This is a genomic window from Bacillus sp. S4 (assembly GCF_040838205.1).
Lineage (GTDB): Bacteria > Bacillota > Bacilli > Bacillales > Bacillaceae_G > Bacillus_A > Bacillus_A cereus_U.
This window is the reverse complement of record NZ_JBFPJI010000019.1, coordinates 16,282-34,426: the sequence shown is the minus strand read 5'-3', so window position 1 is coordinate 34,426 and position 18,145 is coordinate 16,282. Positions and strand designations below refer to the sequence as shown.

Genomic DNA, 18,145 nt, shown 5'->3' with positions numbered 1-18,145 from the left:
CATCCCCCACTGATTATTAGCCTTCACCAATCGGGCGTTTACGGGCAGTTGATCTTCCACCTAACTTCTTTGCTCCAGGCGAATTTTGAGGTGGGAGTCTTACTGCCCACAAATAGCGGGGGAAAGTGAGGATTTTAATTATGTCTATTAAAACAAGATTTTTATTTTCTTATATCGCTGTTATTCTCGTTTCCATTACGCTTATATTAGTTACGGGATTTTTAATTGTTTTTTCGATAACTGGTGATTTAGAATCAGTGAAAAATTTCTACAAAAGTTCTTATATTCAAAAGCCACTGACGGCAGAAGAAGAAAATATTTTTCTTGAATTGAAATCGGAGGCTAAACAGAATCAATCGCAATTGTTAGATGAATCGTTCATGTCATCGATCGAAGAGGAGGATGTGAAAATAGTTGTAAGGAAAGGAGAAGCAATTTCATATGCTTCAAAAGTATTTGAAAGCGTAGCTTTAAAAGAAGCTCTTCCAAAGTTTGAAAAGACAAATATCAATAGTCGTGGAACAACGGAACTAAATGGTACATTTTATCGATATGTAAAATTTGATTTTTATTTTCCAGAGAATGAAGAAGGGAGTATATTTGTACTAAAAAAGCAAAGTTCGTTCGTAGATCTTACACAAAAATTATTTCCAATTTTGTTCGTATCGCTCTTACTTTTAGCCATTTTACTTATTGGACTATTAAGTTACTTCGTTTCAAGAAGTGTTATAAAACCAATTTTTGTATTGAAAGATGCGACTGAGAGAATTAAAGAAGGAAATTTAGATTTTCAAATTCCAGCTACATCGCATGATGAAATAGGACAGTTAAACCAAGGATTTGAGGAAATGAGGAAGAAGTTAAAAGGGTCGATTGAGATGCAAACGCAATATGAAGAAAATCGAAAAGAACTTATTTCAAACATCTCTCACGATTTAAAAACACCAATTACATCTATTATAGGCTATGTGGAAGGAATAAAAGATGGGATAGCAAATACGCCGGAAAAAATGGATAAATATTTAACAACCATTCATACGAAAGCAAAACATATGGACACACTCATTGATGAACTCTTTTTGTTTTCGAAGCTCGATTTGAACCGAGTTCCATTTCAGTTTGAAACGATAGAGTTAAATATGTTTATGCAAGATTTAATAGAAGAGATGCAGATGGATTTAAGTGAAGAAGGTATATCTGTATACTTACAATTACAGCATGTATCACCGCTATATGTAATAGCGGATCGTGAAAAAATAAAGAGAGTTATATCGAATTTAATTCATAATAGTGTGAAGTACATGGATAAAGGTGAGAAAAAAATTACCGTTACAGCATCAAGTAATGAAAACAAAGTTATCGTGAAGGTAAAGGATAATGGATCAGGAATAGAATCTGATACACTTCCATATATTTTTGAGCGTTTTTATCGTGCAGAGCAATCACGAAATTCTAGCACAGGTGGAAGTGGACTTGGTTTAGCGATAGCGAAGCAAATTGTTGAAGAACATGGTGGGAAAATTTGGGCAGAAAGTAAGCTTGGAGAAAGCACAAGTATTTTCTTCTCGCTGCAAAAAGTACAGGAATGTGGTGAATGAATTGAAGAGAGTTTTACTAATTGAAGATGAAGTAAGTATTGCAGAATTACAGCGAGATTATTTAGAAATTAATGATTTTCAAGTTGATGTAGAGCATTCTGGAGAAACAGGCTTACAAAGGGCCTTACAGGAAGATTATGACTTAATTATTTTAGATATTATGCTTCCGAAGATGAACGGATTTGAAATTTGTAAACAAATACGCGCTATAAAAGACATTCCTATTTTGCTTGTTTCAGCAAAGAAGGAAGATATAGATAAAATTCGCGGACTCGGATTAGGTGCAGATGATTATATAACGAAACCATTTAGTCCAAGTGAGTTAGTTGCAAGAGTAAAAGCACATATTTCTCGTTATGAAAGATTATCAGGAAATATGGTTAAGAAGCGTGATACATTATACATTCACGGGATTTCTATCGATCAGCGAGCGAGGAAAGTTTTTATAAATAATAAAGAAGTTGCGTTTACAACGAAGGAATTTGATTTATTAACATTTTTTGTAATGCATCCAAACCAAGTGTTAAATAAAGAACAGTTATTTGAACGTATTTGGGGATTAGACTCAGCTGGTGATTTAGCGACGGTTGTTGTTCATATTAGAAAGTTACGTGAAAAAATTGAAAGAGATCCTGCTCATCCGCAATATATTGAAACAGTGTGGGGAGCTGGTTATCGCTTTAATGTGTAGTGAACCTGTCAAATTGTTGATAGGTTTTTTTATTGAAAAAAATGAGATTAAAAATATATTATCTTTATTTTATCTTTTTTTAATAATTTATTTATAGGCAATTTATACCCGCTATTTATTATAAATATCATAGGAAACAATGAAGATATTAATCATAAATTTGGAGGGTATAAAGATGAAAAAAATGAAATTTTTAGTACCAGCAGTAATTGGATTTACAGTACTTGTAACAGGGTGCGCGCAAGGTGAAACGAAGGCGGAATCAAAACAAGAAACGAAGCAAGAGGCGAAAAAAGAGAAGAAAAAACAACAAGCACAAATTACGAAATTAGAGCCATTAAATGCGATGACATTGCAACTAACGTTTGCTAAACCGTTATCAGAAGAAGAAGTGAAATTAGAAAACTTAGATGCTATTAAGAAAAACTTCGTGTTTAGTAATGGCCTGGAAATTGTGAATGTACCGAGACTAAAAACAGGGGCAACGAGTACATATATCGTACCTGTAAAGGTGCAAAAACCAAGTGAAAAATATACGTTAAGTTATAAGGGTGGTAAAAAAGAAAAGTTTGAAGGAAGTTCGGAAAAGATTAATGTTCGCCAAGCGAAGCAAGTGACAAATGATACGTTTGAAATTGAATCATTTTTAGAAGATGGTGTGGTAGATTATGCAAATATTATTGAAGCGTATAAAGCAGGAAGAGGTAATCAAGCATTCCAATTAGATGAAGAAAATAAAGATAAAGATGGTAAACAATATCAAATCATTTCTTCACTTCGTGATAGAAAACTAACGATTACAGCAAGTTCAGGTGAGAAAATTGAAGTTGGATATGTTCCGTTTACACAAGCAGCAGATGGTAGACAAGCGCCTAAATTCCGCCTACCTGCAGGCCAAACGTTGAAGCCAGGAACAGAATACACAATTACGTCTGACTGGGCAACTGTTAAAAATCCGAAATTTACTGCTTCGTCTATCGCTCCGTTAGTCATTCAAAGTGCAGAAGCAATAGATAATAAGTCTATTCAAGTTACATTAGACAAAGATCCGAGTATGGAACTTTTTGCTGGTAGAAAAGTAGAATTACAAAGTGCAGACGGAAATAAAGTAGAAGCACAATATCGCTTCAGCTCTCGAAAAGGTACAGTAGGAATCTTCGACTTACAAAATGGTGCAACTCTGCAGCAAGGAATGAAGTATACAGTTGTGCCGATGGGAGGCTGGGCGACTGGGGAACAAGTTACATTTGTAGGGAAGTAAAATATGAAAAAAGTAGCAGGTTTAGTGCCTGCTACTTTTTTTGTGTAACGATTTATAAAATTTTTGAGTAGTAGAAGTAAATAAGGCGACTTCTTCTAAAAAAGGATAATGATTACTGCGCTCAAATGGCACAAATATAGAATTAGGCATGCCCTCATGCATTTCAATAGAATATTGAATCGGGCACTGCACATCATGTCTTCCGCAAATAATAAGCGTCTTTGTATGGATAGAAGGTAAGTACTTTCTTAAATCAAATAACGGATATTCATAAGAGAAAGCGTTCATCCGGCTAGCGGACATTGTTTTTTGGATTGGTTTACAAAAATAAGAGTTGTAGTTTTCAGGTTTATACAATGATAATTTGGTTCTCTTAGTAGATAATTCTTTTCGTTCTGCATTTGTAAGATGAGGGCTTTTCAAGTTTTCGATGAGTTCTTGCATATAATGAAACTGTGGATGTTCTGGATGATAAATACAATTAGATGTTTTCGTATAATCGCTCGCTGCAGCCCCGACCACAACTAATGATTGCAAGGAAGTTGGATATGTAATGGCATATAAAAGTCCAAGCATACCGCCTGTTGAATGACCAGCCAAATGCCATGTGGGAAATTGTAAAGATTCTCGTATCGCTTCTAAGTCGTGAATCGTTTCGATCATACGTAATTCATTTTCTGACCGGGCTTTTACAGAGTTACCAGCGTCTCGTAAATTAATAAGGAATACACGATGTGTAGAAGTAAAAACATCCGCAAAGTAATCACCAGTTTCATTAAATTGTGAATAATGATGTGTAATGCAAAGCGGTTCACCATTTCCTTTTGTAAAGAGTTCAAATGTGCCACGTTTCGTGTTAATTATTTGTTGTTTCCACATAATATCACTCCCTTGTCTTATAAAAGTTGGACCAGTCCATTAGTAACTGAAAATATATCAGCGATTATTCGATTATATCGACCACAACTCGAAATATATCAGCGATTATTCGATTATATCGACCGCAACTCAAAATATATCAGCGATTATTAAAATATATCGACTTACCGACAGAAACCGACAATAAATAAAAGGAGGCTGTTCAAAAAGCGAGCCTCCTTTCTGCTTAATACAAAGATTTTGTCATATTATTCCGAATAATTTCGAGAGATTTCGCTACAGTTAATGTGTTTTTTTCTTCGATTTCTGGTTTTCTAGGGATAGGTTGATACATGTTGTCTGGATCTTCCCATGTGAGGGGAAGTTCTGTTTCTGCTTGTCCTTTCCAAGCGTCAATCCATTCTGGAGGGAGATAACCTGAGATGTTTTGGATGTTGTTCATTTCGAGCCAAATGAGTGCCCAGGCTCTTGGGACGACGCGCCAGTGGTCGTAGCCACCGCCGCCGACGGCAATCCAGCGACCATTGCAATATTCATTAGCGATTTCACGAGCGAGTTTCGGTATTTCACGATAAATGTTCATCGTTGCGCAAAGGTGTGTGAGTGGATCGTAATAATGAGCGTCAGCACCATTTTGCGTTAAAATAATATCCGGTTTAAAGTACTCTGCAACTTCTTTTACAACAGTTCGATATGAATCTAAAAATGATTCGTCTTCTGTAAAAGCATCGAGTGGAACGTTAAAAGAATAACTATATCCATTTCCTTGTCCACGTTCATTTACTGCGCCAGTTCCAGGGAATAAATAACGCCCAGTTTCATGTAATGAAATGGTGCACACGTTAGGATCGTCATAAAAAGACCATTGTACCCCGTCACCGTGATGAGCATCTGTATCAATATATAAAACGCGTAAACCGTATTTCTTCTGAATATATTTCATTGCGATAGAGCTATCGTTATAAATACAAAAGCCAGATGCTTTACCACGAAAGCCATGATGTAAGCCGCCGCCTAAATTGAGGGCGTGCTTTACTTTCCCGGAAAGAACAGCATCTACAGCTGTTAACGTACCGCCAACGAGTAATGCACTTGCTTCATGCATATTTGGAAACATCGGTGTATCTTCTGTTCCGAGCCCATATGTCATCGCAATTGATTTTTCTAACTTTCCTTCTCCAGCAAGTTTTACCGCATTTATGTACTCCTCTGTATGAATGAAGGCAATTTCCTCATCCGTAGCCATTCTTGGCGAGATGACTTGAGAAGGGGAGATAAAACCACTCTTTTGTAATAAATCATACGTAAGTGTGACGCGTAGTTGGTTAAAAGGATGATCAGGGCTAAAAGAATAGCCCCGAAAATCGTCTGAATAAATGAAGGCGCTGCTCATGCTTGCATCCCCATTATGTTTGGCCATAATACGCGGTAGCCCTCTGCTTCAAGTGCATCAATCACTTTTAGAGGATTCATCGTTTGAATGCGGAAAACAAGTACTTTATCATTCTCGTCTTTTGCTGGATAGACGAGAACGCTCACAATATTAATTTGTAAATTGCTAAAAATAGCAACTACTTTTCCGAGAATACCAGGTTCATTCTTCACTTGAATTTCAATTTGTGAACTAGGCTGATGTGCTCCTGTTAATTTCACTAATGTGTGCAGTACTGTAGATTCGGAAATAATGCCTACTAGCTTTCCGGCCTTTGTAACAGGGAGGCAGCCAATTTTATTTTCAAAAAATAAAGTAGCAATTTCCTCAACGAAATCAAGAGGATGGCAAGTCATGACAGGGTGTTTCATAATAAGTTCGAGCGGTTGCTGTAGCATATCGAGTGAAACTTGTTCATCAAGAATTGATGGACTTGCATCTCTTACATCCCGGTCAGAAATAATGCCTACTACGTGATTATTTTGATCGACAATTGGAATGTGCCGAATACCTTTCGTACGTATTGTTCGGATTGCTGTTTCGATTGTGTCATCTGGATGCAATGTTACTACATTTTGATTCATAATTTCTTCTACAATCATTCCAGTTGCCCCCTTTATTAATACATAAAACGATTGTGAAAACGTAGACGATCGAATGCTTGAATGGAATCCGTATCAACGCGTTTACCGATGCGAACCATTAAACAGTTAGCGGGGTGTGAACAAATTTCAGGATCGTCTGTAGCCATCCATTGTAAACCACCGGCATTCATCATTTTTTCCATTACTTTTCGGTATTCCCAAACATTTAAGCCTGTTTGTTTTAAATCCCAGTGCCAATAATATTCAGTCGTTAATATAATATAATCTTCCATATGATTGTCCATCATTGAAACTTCTAATAAGTTTTTTCCGACAGAGCAACCGCGAAAGGCTGGGACAACTTCAATCGCCCCGAGTTCAATTAAATTTTCAATCTTTCCTTCTGACCATCGCTCGAGCGGATCAGGATATAAGTATGTAACATATCCAACGATCGTGTGGTCATGTCTAGCAATAATGAGACGAGCTTCTGGCAATTTAGAAATTTCGACAATTGCTTTATATTGCTGCTCGGCAGGACGAAACGCAATTAAGTCTGGATGAAATTCATACATTTCAAGATTATGTGTAGAGACAGGACCTTCAATAATTAAAGTACCTTTCGCTGTTTTTAAGTTTCTGGCATTATATATTTTTTTATGAATCAATTTATTGCTCACCACCTTGAGGGTTTGTGAATCTATTAATATCGTACTTTATAATATATGCGATGTGAATCGAATTTTGTCATTAAAAATTTGTCTAAAAATCAACAAATATACTGAAAATTTTAAATAATATCATTATAATAGATAATAGAATACATAGGAGGGGGATGTAAAGTATGAAAGTGGAAACGCTTCCTGTCATTAAAGGAGAAAATAATTTGCCGAATTATGAAGAGGCATACGCGAATTTTAACTGGGAAGAGGTTAATAAAAATTTTACTTGGAATGAAACTGGCCGAGTAAATATGGCGTATGAGGCAATTGATAAGCATGCGAAATCCGATCGAAAGAATAAAGTAGCACTTTATTATCAAGATGGATCGCGAAAAGAGAAATATACGTTTAAGGAAATGAAGGATTTTTCTAATAAAGCAGGAAATGTCCTGAAAAACTATGGCGATGTTGAGAAAGGCGATCGCGTTTTTATTTTTATGCCGCGTTCCCCAGAATTATATTTCGCACTTCTAGGTGCAGTGAAATTAGGGGCAATTGTTGGACCATTATTTGAAGCATTTATGGAAGGCGCAGTTCGCGATCGTTTAGAAGATAGCGAAGCAAAGGTGTTAATTACAACTCCTGAATTGTTAGAGCGCATACCATTAAATGATTTACCTGCTTTAAAAACGGTCTTCCTTGTTGGAGAAAATGCAGAAGAAGGCGGTAAAACTGTAGCGTTCAATCCTTTATTTGAACAAGCTTCAAAAGAATTACATATCGAATGGTTAGGCCGTGAAGACGGTTTAATTCTTCATTACACATCGGGTTCTACTGGTAAGCCAAAAGGCGTCCTTCATGCTCAAAACGCTATGGTGCAGCACTATCAAACAGCGAAATGGGTATTAGACTTAAAAGAAGATGATGTATATTGGTGTACAGCGGATCCTGGCTGGGTAACTGGAACAGCTTACGGTATTTTTGCACCGTGGTTAGTGGGGGCATCAAATGTTATTTTAGGTGGACGCTTTAGTCCAGAAGCGTGGTATGAAGCGTTACAAGATTACGGTGTAACAGTTTGGTATAGCGCACCAACAGCGTTCCGTATGTTAATGGGAGCTGGACAAGACGCAATTAAAAAATATGATTTATCACAAGTGCGTCACGTATTAAGTGTTGGTGAGCCATTAAATCCAGAAGTAATTCGCTGGGGTATGAGCGCATTTGGACTTCGTATTCATGATACGTGGTGGATGACAGAAACAGGTGGACAAGTTATTTGTAACTATCCTTGTATGGAAATCCGTCCAGGTTCAATGGGGAAACCAATTCCAGGTGTGAAAGCAGCGATTGTTGATAATGAAGGAAATGAAGTGCCTCCATACACAATGGGGAATTTAGCGATTGGTAAAGGTTGGCCAGCTATGATGCGTGGAATCTGGAATAACCCACAAAAATATGATTCTTACTTCATGCCGGGAGATTGGTACGTATCAGGAGACTCTGCCTATATGGACGAAGATGGATACTTCTGGTTCCAAGGACGTATTGATGATGTAATTATGACGTCAGGTGAGCGCGTTGGTCCGTTTGAAGTAGAAAGTAAATTAATCGAGCATGCTGCTGTAGCAGAAGCTGGTGTAATTGGTATTCCTGATCCAGTACGCGGGGAAATCATTAAAGCATTTATCGCGCTTCGCGTGGGATACGAACCATCTGATGAATTAAAAGAAGAGATTCGTCAATTTGTAAAGAAAGGTCTAGCAGCTCATGCGGCGCCAAGACAAATTGAATTTAGAGATAAATTACCGAAAACGAGAAGTGGTAAAATTATGCGCCGCGTATTAAAAGCGTGGGAATTAAACTTACCAACAGGCGATTTATCGACGATGGAAGATTAAGAGAGAAAGGTCTGAACGAAATGACGTTCAGACCTTTCTTTTTTTATGGTATCATAAACTTATATATATAAGTTAAAGGGGATAGTATGATGAAAACAGAAAAAGAAAAGATGATACAAGGAGAAATGTACATACCAGCTGATCCGGTTTTAGTACAAGAGAGGGAGCAAGCTCGTATATTAACAAGAAAGTTAAATGAAACATCAGAAGTAAAATTAGAAGAACGTAGTGCAATCGTAAAAGAATTATTCGGAACGACTGGAGATAACATTCATCTTGAATCTTCTTTTAGATGTGATTACGGTTATAATATTCACGTTAGTGAAAACTTTTACGCAAACTTTGATTGCACTATTTTAGACGTATGCCCAGTTACAATCGGAGTGAATTGTATGTTAGCTCCAGGAGTTCACATTTATACAGCAACGCACCCACTTGATCCGGTGGAGCGCATAAGCGGATCAGAGTACGGAAAACCAGTTACAATTGGCGATAACGTATGGATTGGCGGAAGAGCGATTATTAATCCGGGGGTAACAATTGGACATAATGCAGTCATTGCATCTGGAGCTGTTGTAACGAAAGATGTACCAGATAATGTAGTAGTTGGCGGGAATCCTGCGAAAATTATTAAAAAAATAAAATAATATTTGAACGAAGTGCCTTCCTCGTCTGTATACATTTATGAAAGAATAGATGAGGGAGGCTTTTTATATGTCTAATAAATTGATGCTTACTTTTGCTTTAGTCGGAATTATAGTTGTGTTTTCTTGTGGTCTGTTATTACCGATGCCGATTGGATTTAAAGTTTCAATGATTACAGCTGGAGTTATGATGATTGTTATGTTTTCAATCATTATTCCGTTTGATAGAAAATATATAGTGCGGAAAAAAGGATATAAAATTGATTTTACAAAAACAAAAGTGTATTTTCGCTGGAATGTATTTGATACTATCTCGGCCAGTCTTGCAGTGTATGCATGCATATGTGTGCAAGCATTAAACATTTTAGTTTCAACCGGCCATACAATTCAAAACCCATATGTTCAATTTTTTACGAATCAATCACAAGTGTGGATTATTGTCGCAAGTGTATATTTAATTTCCCGAATTTCATTAACGTTAAAAGGAATAAAGGAGATCAAAAATCATGGCGCAGATTGGGATTGAGGAGGAGCTCATGCTTGCGTATCAAAATGGAGATAAGCAAGCGGGAGAAAAACTATATGTTTTAATCAAGCCAGCGCTATATACATTTTTGTATCGATTTAATCGTGATGAACAACTGAGTATAGATCTCGTTCAAGATACATTTTTGACGTTAGAACGAAAGAAACATATGTATGAAATCGAAAAAGGAAAAATAAAAACGTATTTATTTCAAATCGGTTATCGTCTTATGATTAATAAATTAAATAGAAGAAAAAAGTGGCGTTCGCTCTTACCGTTTTTAGTACCGATTCAAGAAAAGGAATTTTCCCATGAAGACCGTCTTACAGTAAGAGAAGCAATTTTGAAAGTTCCTGAAGAGCAAAGAGCTGTTCTCATTCTTTCTTATTATCATGATATGCAGCAAAAAGAGATTGCAGATGTATTAAATATTCCTATTGGAACAGTGAAGTCGAGACTCCATAATGGGATAAAGAAATTGAAACAATTGCTGGAGGTGGATGAAATTGAGCGAAAATCCCTTTAAGAATGAATATAAATTAAAGCAGCATTTAGATAGTGACCATGTAGAAATACCGGATTTTCCGAAAACGGTAAGTCGCTTCGATCGATTACTTGGATTTCTTGCTTCTCCAGCGAAAGATCCTGTGGAGGCGACGATTGGGAATGATTTATCGGTTGTGTTTCATGTATCGTTATTAGTTGGTGTGCCAGTTCTTTCTCTTATTACGATACTCCTTGCGACGTTGTAAAGGATTGGGAAGGAGAGAAACCCTACCTCTATTTGACACGCCTATATAAATGATGGTATAAAGAAAAGTATATGAATAATTGAGCGTGGAAAGGGAGAAGTAGTGATCATTTCCCTGTTTTAGAGAGCTGATGGTCGGTGAAAATCAGCACATAGATGATCGCGAATTACGCCCCTAGAGCATCTTTTTTCGATTGAGTTATATTCAAAAGGGAAAAGACGGTGCTAAGCCGTTATGTAAATAAGGTGGTAGGCTTTTTTGTCTGCAACTAGGGTGGTAACGCGATGATCAAAATCGTCCCTTATTTGAAGGGGCGATTTTTTTATGTTTTCAACCTTCACGCCAGTAATGAACTTAAAGGAGAGTATGTAGGATATGGGTATTTTACAAGATCTTGAATTTCGCGGGCTAATTAATCAGCAAACAGATGCTGAGGGATTAGAGCAATTATTAGAAAAAGAAAGCGTTAAATTATACTGTGGTTTCGACCCGACAGCGGATAGCTTACATATTGGTCATATGTTACCAGTATTAATGTTACGTCGTTTCCAATTAGCTGGTCACCAACCAATCGCACTTGTTGGTGGTGGTACTGGTATGATCGGTGACCCAAGTGGTAAAAAAGCAGAGCGTACATTAAATACGAAAGATACAGTTGCTTACTACACGGAAAGCATTAAAAACCAACTTTCAAACTTCTTAGAGTTTGAAAATGTGGACAACCCAGCAACGATGGCTAACAACTATGACTGGCTTGGTAACTTAGATGTAATTACATTCTTACGCGATATCGGTAAAAACTTCGGTTTAAACTATATGTTAGCAAAAGATACAGTAGCATCTCGTTTAGAAACTGGTATTTCATTTACTGAGTTTAGTTACATGATTTTACAATCATACGACTTCTTAAACTTATACCAACAACACAATTGCCGTCTTCAAATCGGTGGTAGTGATCAATGGGGTAACATTACAGCTGGTCTTGAATTAATCCGTAAATCAGAAGAAGATGCGAAAGCATTCGGTTTAACAATTCCACTAGTTACAAAATCTGACGGTACGAAGTTTGGTAAAACAGAGGGCGGCGCAATTTGGTTAGACCCAGAGAAAACAACTCCTTACGAGTTCTACCAATTCTGGATCAATACAGATGACCGTGATGTAGTTAAATACTTAAAATACTTCACATTCTTATCTCATGAAGAAATTCTTGAGCTTGAGAAGCAAGTAACTGAAGCACCAGAAAAACGTGCAGGACAAAAATCATTAGGATCTGAAATGACAAAACTTGTTCACGGCGAAGAAGCGTTAGAGCAAGCAATTAAAATTTCAGCTGCATTATTCAGTGGTTCTGTAGCAGAACTTACTGCAAGCGAAATCGAGCAAGGATTCAAAGATGTACCATCTGTAGAACGTACTGCAGAAGATACAGTATTAATCGACTTACTTGTAGAAAGCAAAATTTCACCATCTAAACGTCAAGCACGTGAAGATGTAACGAACGGTGCAATCTACGTAAACGGTGAGCGTACACAAGCGTTAGACTACGTTGTAACAGAAAACGACCGCATCGAAGGTAAATTCACAATCATTCGCCGCGGTAAGAAGAAATATTTCTTAATCCGTTACTAATCAGAAACGAATATAAAACAAATAGTACCCCGAATTGCAGGCTGAAAAGTTTATGATTCGGGGTTTTTATGTATGAATTTAGATTACTTTAGGAGTCCTTTTAAATAGAATATGAAGAATTAATATGAGCATATAAAGTAAGCTAATTAGCATAACAACAAATGCTGTTGGATAAAATTTTGCCGCATATATAAAGAAATCGATTTGATAAATATCTTGGTAATTTGAAACGGTGCCTTTAAAGTAATTCGTAAACTTAGCACTATATTTCCATTCATCAGGATAATCTATCAAATTACTCCCTTGATACCAACTCATAAGTGCGGAAGTAATAAACAGCATAAATGCACTGCCTAACTGAACCATTTGGTTTATTGTCAAAACGAATCAACCTCCTATTTTATGGTTATTATAACGTGCATTCGTATTCCTGTAACCTTTTTGTTGTAATCTCCTTTTCGAGTTCATACGGAAATCACATGTAAGCGGTATGATAAACGTATAACAAATAGAAAGGAGTGGTAAAACAAAATGTCACTAGAAGCGCTCATTATTTTTTCTTTGCTAAATGCAGGACAGCTTGCAGAGAACACGAAGGTTGATATACATAAAGAGCAGAAAGATGCTTATGTATATGTTCAAAAAGAGGAAAATAAATAACTTTATTTTATATATAAAAATGAAGGCTGTTTGAAGTAACTGTTTAGTTGCTTTAAACAGTCTTTTTTAGCTAGAAAGAATAAATCTGTCTAAGGATGTCGTCGATAAATCAAAGAGAAAATGTCGTTATTATATGCGTAGTTTTAACTGTAATTATTAGATGTAAATTAAAAAAGTCTTTTTTAAAAAATAAAGGGGGTGTGAAATGTCTACGAAAATCTATAAATTATTACATAATAAAAGCCACAACTCATATGAGTGTGACTTAAATGTTTTTATTCAGCTTCAGCCTCGAAGCGTAAAGTGATTAAAACTCAAATGAAACCATAAGATATCTAGCATGATTTATTTTCCTAGATTTGAAATTGTTATATCAATTTTGTTTCTTTTTGCAGTGTTTAAAGCGTTGCTTAGTAAATCTAAAAAAATTGTACCTGTTGGAGTAGCATGATAATTGGCTAAACTAGTTATTTTATTAGGGATTTTATTTCCCCAAGGTGGCTGTTTTTCCATGTGCTCAATATCCCAAATGACTTCTGCAGGAGGTAATTCACTTAAAATTTTTCTTATCTCTTCTACATTTTGAAGTGCTTCTTCTGTGTCCTCCCAACGTAACTTGTCGAAATATAAATTCTTCATTAATAGTGGGTACTTAGTGCCCCAACCTTCAGACTCTGTATGATATGACATGGTTGAAAAAAAGCTATGTAAAAAATCAGGGTGTCCTGTTTCATAGAAAAATATATCTACTTTAAATCCTACTGCCATTAATATCAATCCTCTCGTTTAAATATTACCTCGGGTGTTTCTTTAGACTTTTCTCTTATTTTTCTTACGATATCAAATAAAGCCTCTTCAGGAACAGTTTGTCCTCGTATATCAATGATGACAGTTTGCTTTGTACCTATAGGTAAATTATCAACCCTATCATTAACTTGTTTAACAATAACTCTAACTAGGTTACTTCTTTTTGATGAAGTAGACAAGTCATAATTTTTCACTTCCAAGCTGTGACCCTTTGTGTAAAAATCAGGTCTTGTACTACCTTTTGTAACTTTTGAAACTTCTTCTCTATCTTTAAAAGCAACTTGGTCGTCATAATTAGGATACTCCGTACCTACGTCAAGTTCTGATTGTCTCCAAGATGGTCTAGCAAACATAAGATAACCGCTTAAATAATTACCCCAATTTCCTGATGGTGGAAGTGTGCTTACTATTGCTTCACCAGTGAGACCAACACCTGCAAAAGCAGGTTGTAAACGTGGTGGAAAAGCTTCAGTTACTTTGTACATGTTTGCTCCTCTAGCAAGTTTAGAAGCCTTATCAAGACCTTTCCCACCAAGTAACCCTAGACCGACTGATGTTACTAAATAAGAACCCCATCGGAATCCACTTTCGACATCACCATGCCAAACGTCATTCATAAAAGAATCTGAGAAAGCGTTCCACATAGCAGGAAGAGTCTCATCATAATTGACAACAGCATCCCACATGTCTGACCATGTTTCACCGTCACCTAACGCTTTAAATCCTTCCCAAGCATCTCCAACACCTTTTCCTGCACCATCATAAAGACCATCCCAAGCTTTCTCTAAATCAGATTTTGGTTTGCCACACATTGCACCTTCTTCAATTGAATTATCAGCCTGACGATTCCTATCTTCTGCAATCGCTTGAATTGAAGTCGCCCACTCCATATTTAATCCTTGTGTACTAAATGTACCACTTGCTGGACTAAAACCTTTCCCACTTTGGACTTCAGCAAGACCCGTCGCAATGCTAGCGGCTAATTGAATTGCTGTATTATAGTTATTACTAGATGTTTGGTTGAACTGATACAAATGATCTAACTTTTCTTGAAGTTTGCGCCTCATGGCAATAAAAAGATTTACCATAGCGTCCATGCCCGAAATCGGCATAGTTTGATGGAGTGCTTCTGTACTTGCTATCATTCGGTCAATTTCTCGAATTTGTTCTAATATTTCTTGTTCAATAACATCTGTTGAAGCTACCTGTGATTGAAATTGACTTGGAAAGGCATCGTTCTGACGAATTAATTCCTCACATAAGTAAATGATTCCTTGTGCTAAAGGGCGAAAGGTTTCTGCGAAAAATGCTTTTGCACTATCGTAAGTTTGCCCTTGTAGAACGGTATCACTTGTAAAAGCATCAATCGACTGAATAGCTTGTTCCATACCTTGAATAGTAGCGGTACAGAAAGCATTCATACTTTGTGTTTGAGCCTGTACTTCTCCCAGATACATATTTAAAGACATGAACTTTCCCTCCCCTTTACAAGGAAATAATACCAATTTAAGGGAAGGGTTGTAAATGGAATATTCTCATAAATTCATGATCAAAGAGGTACTTGTTCATTAAGTTCTTTAAGCTCATTCGGATGCTCGGGTGATGCAGGGGTTTTTAAGGTTGAATGTAAATAGAAAAGGGGAAGGTATAGTTTATGTACAAAAGAATACGTTGTAAAAATAATATTAACAAAAGGAGAGTATAGGAAAGAAAAATGAGTTATGGGATAGAGCGTAGTATGTTTCCGGTGTTAGAAGAAGAGGGGGATTTTTATTAACTATAGACTTGCAGTTCTTTTTATTTTGTTACATTGTCCCGTTTCTATACATATACCGGCTATATTCAATAAAAAAAGCCCAGGCCCCTTGATAAACAAGGTTCCTAAGGCTTTTAATAATACTCTTTTCAGAGTACCGAGATTAACGAGAGTAGTACTCTACGATTAATGCTTCGTTGATTTCAGCTGCTAACTCAGAACGCTCAGCGTGACGAGTGTAAGTAGCTTCTAACTTATCAGCATCGAAAGTTAAATATTCTGGTACGAAGTTGTTAACTTCGATCGCTTCTTTAACAACAACAAGGCTGTTAGATTTTTCGCGAACGCCGATAGTTTGACCAGGTTTAACGCGGTAAGATGGGATATCTACGCGAGCTCCATCAACCGTGATGTGACGGTGGTTTACTAATTGGCGAGCTGCACGACGAGTGCGAGCTAAGCCCATGCGGTAAACTAGGTTGTCAAGACGAGCTTCAAGAAGGATCATGAAGTTTTCGCCGTGCTTACCAGGCATTTTACCTGCTTGGTCAAATGTGCGACGGAATTGACGCTCAGTCATGCCGTACATGTGACGAAGTTTTTGTTTCTCTTGTAATTGTAAACCGTATTCTGAAAGTTTCTTACGTTGGTTAGGACCGTGAGGACCTGGTGCGTAAGGGCGTTTTTCCAATTCTTTTCCTGTGCCGCTTAGAGAGATTCCAAGACGACGAGACAGTTTCCATGCTGGACCTGTATAACGAGCCATAGTTGACTCCTCCTTCAAAAATGTTTTTATTTTCGTAAAATAAAAACAGACGTAATCGATATTTACGGGTATTTTGTTTTCATGTACCTTCGCTCCAGCAGCAGGGAGTTACGAGATACACCTCCGCAGAGGAACAAAATACAAACGATAAACTCACATTACAAGGCTGCCTTTTTATTTTACACAAACGCTATTATATCTTTTACCTACAGTTTCGTCAAGCGACTCCCTTTTTGTTTTATGCAGATAAATTTTGGAAATTAACAAGAAGGAATTTAAAACAATATGAAAGAAGAGATAGAAACAGAAGTAAAACGCTTACATAAAATGTAGTAAAAACGTTCATCAGATTTTTCTTGGTGGATATGTGGCAATAAAGACATAAGGGGGATGTTTTTATGAAAAAAAAACATATGGAGACAGCATTAATTCATCACGGATATGAATCAAATGAAAATAAAGGGAGTTTAACGCCACCTTTATTTCAAACTTCTACATTTACGTTTGAGACAGCACAGCAAGGAGAAGCGAGTTTTGCGGGAGAAGATCCATCTTATATTTATTCAAGGCTTGGGAATCCAACTGTGAAATTATTTGAAGAACGTATGGCTGTTTTAGAAGGTGGAGAGGAAGCGCTGGCGTTTGGTTCAGGTATGGCAGCCATTTCAGCAACGTTAATCGGTTTTCTAAAGGCTGGAGATCATATTATTTGTTCAAATGGATTATATGGATGTACGTACGGTTTTTTAGAAGTATTAGAAGAAAAATTTATGATTACTCATTCGTTTTGTGATATGGAGACAGAGACGGATATTGAAAATAAAATTCGTCCAAATACAAAGCTCATTTTCGTTGAAACACCGATTAATCCAACGATGAAATTAATTGATTTAGAAAAGGTGATCGGGGTAGCGAAGCGCAATGACTTACTTGTTATTGTCGATAATACGTTTTGTTCACCTTATTTACAAAGACCTCTTGAGCTCGGTTGTGACGCCGTCGTTCACAGTGCGACAAAATATATTGGTGGTCACGGGGATGTTGTAGCGGGTGTAACAATTTGTAGAACGAAAGCGTTAGCTGACAAAATCCGTCCGATGCGAAAAGATATCGGCGGTATTATGGCGCCGTTTGACGCGTGGTTATTGTTACGCGGATTAAAAACATTAGCAGTAAGAATGGATCGTCATTGTGATAATGCAGAAAAAATTGTATCGTTTTTGAAAAATCATGAAGCGGTAGAAGGTGTTTGGTATCCGGAAGGGGAATTAGCATCTCGGCAAATGAAACGAGGCGGGGGCGTTATTTCTTTTTCAATTAAAGGCGGGAAAGAGGAAACACAGTCGTTTATCAATGACCTCCATTTTATTACAATTGCCGTAAGTTTAGGTGATACAGAAACGTTAATTCAGCATCCAGCGACGATGACACATGCAGCTATTCCGGCTGAACTAAGAAAAGAAATGGGTATTTTCGATAATTTAATACGCCTATCTGTCGGCTTAGAATCATGGGAAGATATCGTTTCTGATTTAGAACAGGCACTAAAGAAGATATCAACGGTTAGCAATCAATAAAAAAGAGTGAGCTATCG

Annotated in this window: 19 protein-coding genes and 1 other annotated feature; of the genes, 11 read left to right on the top strand and 8 right to left on the bottom strand. The window is 36.8% G+C overall.

The window, feature by feature from the left end:
* Positions 1 to 140 precede the first annotated feature (140 nt).
* From AB3X48_RS04860 to AB3X48_RS04850, 3 genes are all read left to right on the top strand, one after another.
* Positions 141 to 1,598: a sensor histidine kinase gene (locus AB3X48_RS04860; protein WP_002160212.1), complete on the top strand. Its 1,458-nt coding sequence runs from the start codon at positions 141 to 143 to the stop codon at positions 1,596 to 1,598.
* Between the two features lies 1 nt (position 1,599).
* Positions 1,600 to 2,289: a response regulator transcription factor gene (locus AB3X48_RS04855; protein ID WP_033710726.1), complete on the top strand. Its 690-nt coding sequence runs from the start codon at positions 1,600 to 1,602 to the stop codon at positions 2,287 to 2,289.
* 175 nt (positions 2,290 to 2,464) lie between these two features.
* A complete protein-coding gene (locus tag AB3X48_RS04850) occupies positions 2,465 to 3,550 on the top strand; it encodes a hypothetical protein (RefSeq protein WP_016106364.1) in 1,086 nt (361 codons plus the stop codon).
* Positions 3,551 to 3,571: 21 nt separating this feature from the next.
* Here AB3X48_RS04850 and AB3X48_RS04845 read toward each other — a convergent pair whose 3' ends face one another.
* From AB3X48_RS04845 to acuA, 4 genes are all read right to left on the bottom strand, one after another.
* Positions 3,572 to 4,429 carry an alpha/beta fold hydrolase gene (locus AB3X48_RS04845; protein ID WP_016106363.1) on the bottom strand — a complete coding sequence of 286 codons (858 nt, stop codon included), beginning with the start codon at positions 4,427 to 4,429 and terminating at the stop codon, positions 3,572 to 3,574.
* Positions 4,430 to 4,655: 226 nt separating this feature from the next.
* On the bottom strand, positions 4,656 to 5,822 hold the full coding sequence (gene acuC, locus AB3X48_RS04840; RefSeq protein WP_016106362.1) for an acetoin utilization protein AcuC: 1,167 nt from the start codon (positions 5,820 to 5,822) through the stop codon (positions 4,656 to 4,658).
* Entirely contained in the window at positions 5,819 to 6,463 is a 645-nt protein-coding gene (locus tag AB3X48_RS04835) for an acetoin utilization AcuB family protein (RefSeq protein ID WP_002160217.1), read from the bottom strand. Before AB3X48_RS04835 ends, acuC begins: the two co-directional genes overlap by 4 nt.
* Positions 6,464 to 6,480: 17 nt before the next feature.
* A complete protein-coding gene (acuA, locus tag AB3X48_RS04830) occupies positions 6,481 to 7,113 on the bottom strand; it encodes an acetoin utilization protein acetyltransferase AcuA (protein ID WP_016106361.1) in 633 nt (210 codons plus the stop codon).
* A gap of 176 nt (positions 7,114 to 7,289) precedes the next feature.
* Here acuA and acsA point away from each other — a divergent pair, with 176 nt between their 5' ends.
* From acsA to tyrS, 6 genes are all read left to right on the top strand, one after another.
* Positions 7,290 to 9,008: an acetate--CoA ligase gene (acsA, locus tag AB3X48_RS04825; protein ID WP_088099567.1), complete on the top strand. Its 1,719-nt coding sequence runs from the start codon at positions 7,290 to 7,292 to the stop codon at positions 9,006 to 9,008.
* Between the two features lie 89 nt (positions 9,009 to 9,097).
* A complete protein-coding gene (locus tag AB3X48_RS04820) occupies positions 9,098 to 9,655 on the top strand; it encodes a maltose acetyltransferase domain-containing protein (protein WP_033710727.1) in 558 nt (185 codons plus the stop codon).
* A 67-nt stretch (positions 9,656 to 9,722) separates the two neighbouring features.
* Positions 9,723 to 10,178: a hypothetical protein gene (locus AB3X48_RS04815; RefSeq protein ID WP_016106359.1), complete on the top strand. Its 456-nt coding sequence runs from the start codon at positions 9,723 to 9,725 to the stop codon at positions 10,176 to 10,178.
* Positions 10,159 to 10,704, top strand: a complete 546-nt coding sequence (locus AB3X48_RS04810) for an RNA polymerase sigma factor (protein WP_199708921.1) — start codon at positions 10,159 to 10,161, stop codon at positions 10,702 to 10,704. Before AB3X48_RS04815 ends, AB3X48_RS04810 begins: the two co-directional genes overlap by 20 nt.
* Entirely contained in the window at positions 10,685 to 10,930 is a 246-nt protein-coding gene (locus AB3X48_RS04805) for a hypothetical protein (RefSeq protein WP_002160222.1), read from the top strand. The genes AB3X48_RS04810 and AB3X48_RS04805 overlap by 20 nt, the downstream gene beginning before the upstream one ends.
* A 77-nt stretch (positions 10,931 to 11,007) precedes the next feature.
* Positions 11,008 to 11,235, top strand: a binding site (T-box leader).
* 70 nt (positions 11,236 to 11,305) lie between these two features.
* On the top strand, positions 11,306 to 12,562 hold the full coding sequence (gene tyrS, locus AB3X48_RS04800) for a tyrosine--tRNA ligase (RefSeq protein ID WP_016106357.1): 1,257 nt from the start codon (positions 11,306 to 11,308) through the stop codon (positions 12,560 to 12,562).
* Between the two features lie 78 nt (positions 12,563 to 12,640).
* Here tyrS and AB3X48_RS04795 read toward each other — a convergent pair whose 3' ends face one another.
* Positions 12,641 to 12,943 (bottom strand): YjdJ family protein, encoded by a 303-nt coding sequence (locus tag AB3X48_RS04795; protein WP_016106356.1) that lies wholly within the window; start codon positions 12,941 to 12,943, stop codon positions 12,641 to 12,643.
* 150 nt (positions 12,944 to 13,093) lie between these two features.
* On the opposite strand from AB3X48_RS04795, the gene AB3X48_RS04790 reads away from it, so the two are divergent.
* Positions 13,094 to 13,222, top strand: a complete 129-nt coding sequence (locus AB3X48_RS04790; RefSeq protein WP_002112286.1) for a hypothetical protein — start codon at positions 13,094 to 13,096, stop codon at positions 13,220 to 13,222.
* A gap of 345 nt (positions 13,223 to 13,567) precedes the next feature.
* Here the strand turns inward: AB3X48_RS04790 and AB3X48_RS04785 are convergent, their stop codons facing one another.
* The 3 genes from AB3X48_RS04785 to rpsD form a co-directional block, all read right to left on the bottom strand.
* Positions 13,568 to 13,990, bottom strand: coding sequence for an immunity 70 family protein (locus tag AB3X48_RS04785; RefSeq protein WP_002015572.1), 423 nt, complete (start codon positions 13,988 to 13,990; stop codon positions 13,568 to 13,570).
* A gap of 5 nt (positions 13,991 to 13,995) precedes the next feature.
* Positions 13,996 to 15,498, bottom strand: coding sequence for a T7SS effector LXG polymorphic toxin (locus tag AB3X48_RS04780; protein WP_199715210.1), 1,503 nt, complete (start codon positions 15,496 to 15,498; stop codon positions 13,996 to 13,998).
* Between the two features lie 450 nt (positions 15,499 to 15,948).
* Entirely contained in the window at positions 15,949 to 16,551 is a 603-nt protein-coding gene (gene rpsD, locus AB3X48_RS04775) for a 30S ribosomal protein S4 (RefSeq protein WP_002112282.1), read from the bottom strand.
* A gap of 398 nt (positions 16,552 to 16,949) precedes the next feature.
* On the opposite strand from rpsD, the gene megL reads away from it, so the two are divergent.
* Positions 16,950 to 18,128: a methionine gamma-lyase gene (gene megL / locus AB3X48_RS04770; protein ID WP_002112279.1), complete on the top strand. Its 1,179-nt coding sequence runs from the start codon at positions 16,950 to 16,952 to the stop codon at positions 18,126 to 18,128.
* The last annotated feature ends 17 nt before the right edge of the window (positions 18,129 to 18,145 follow it).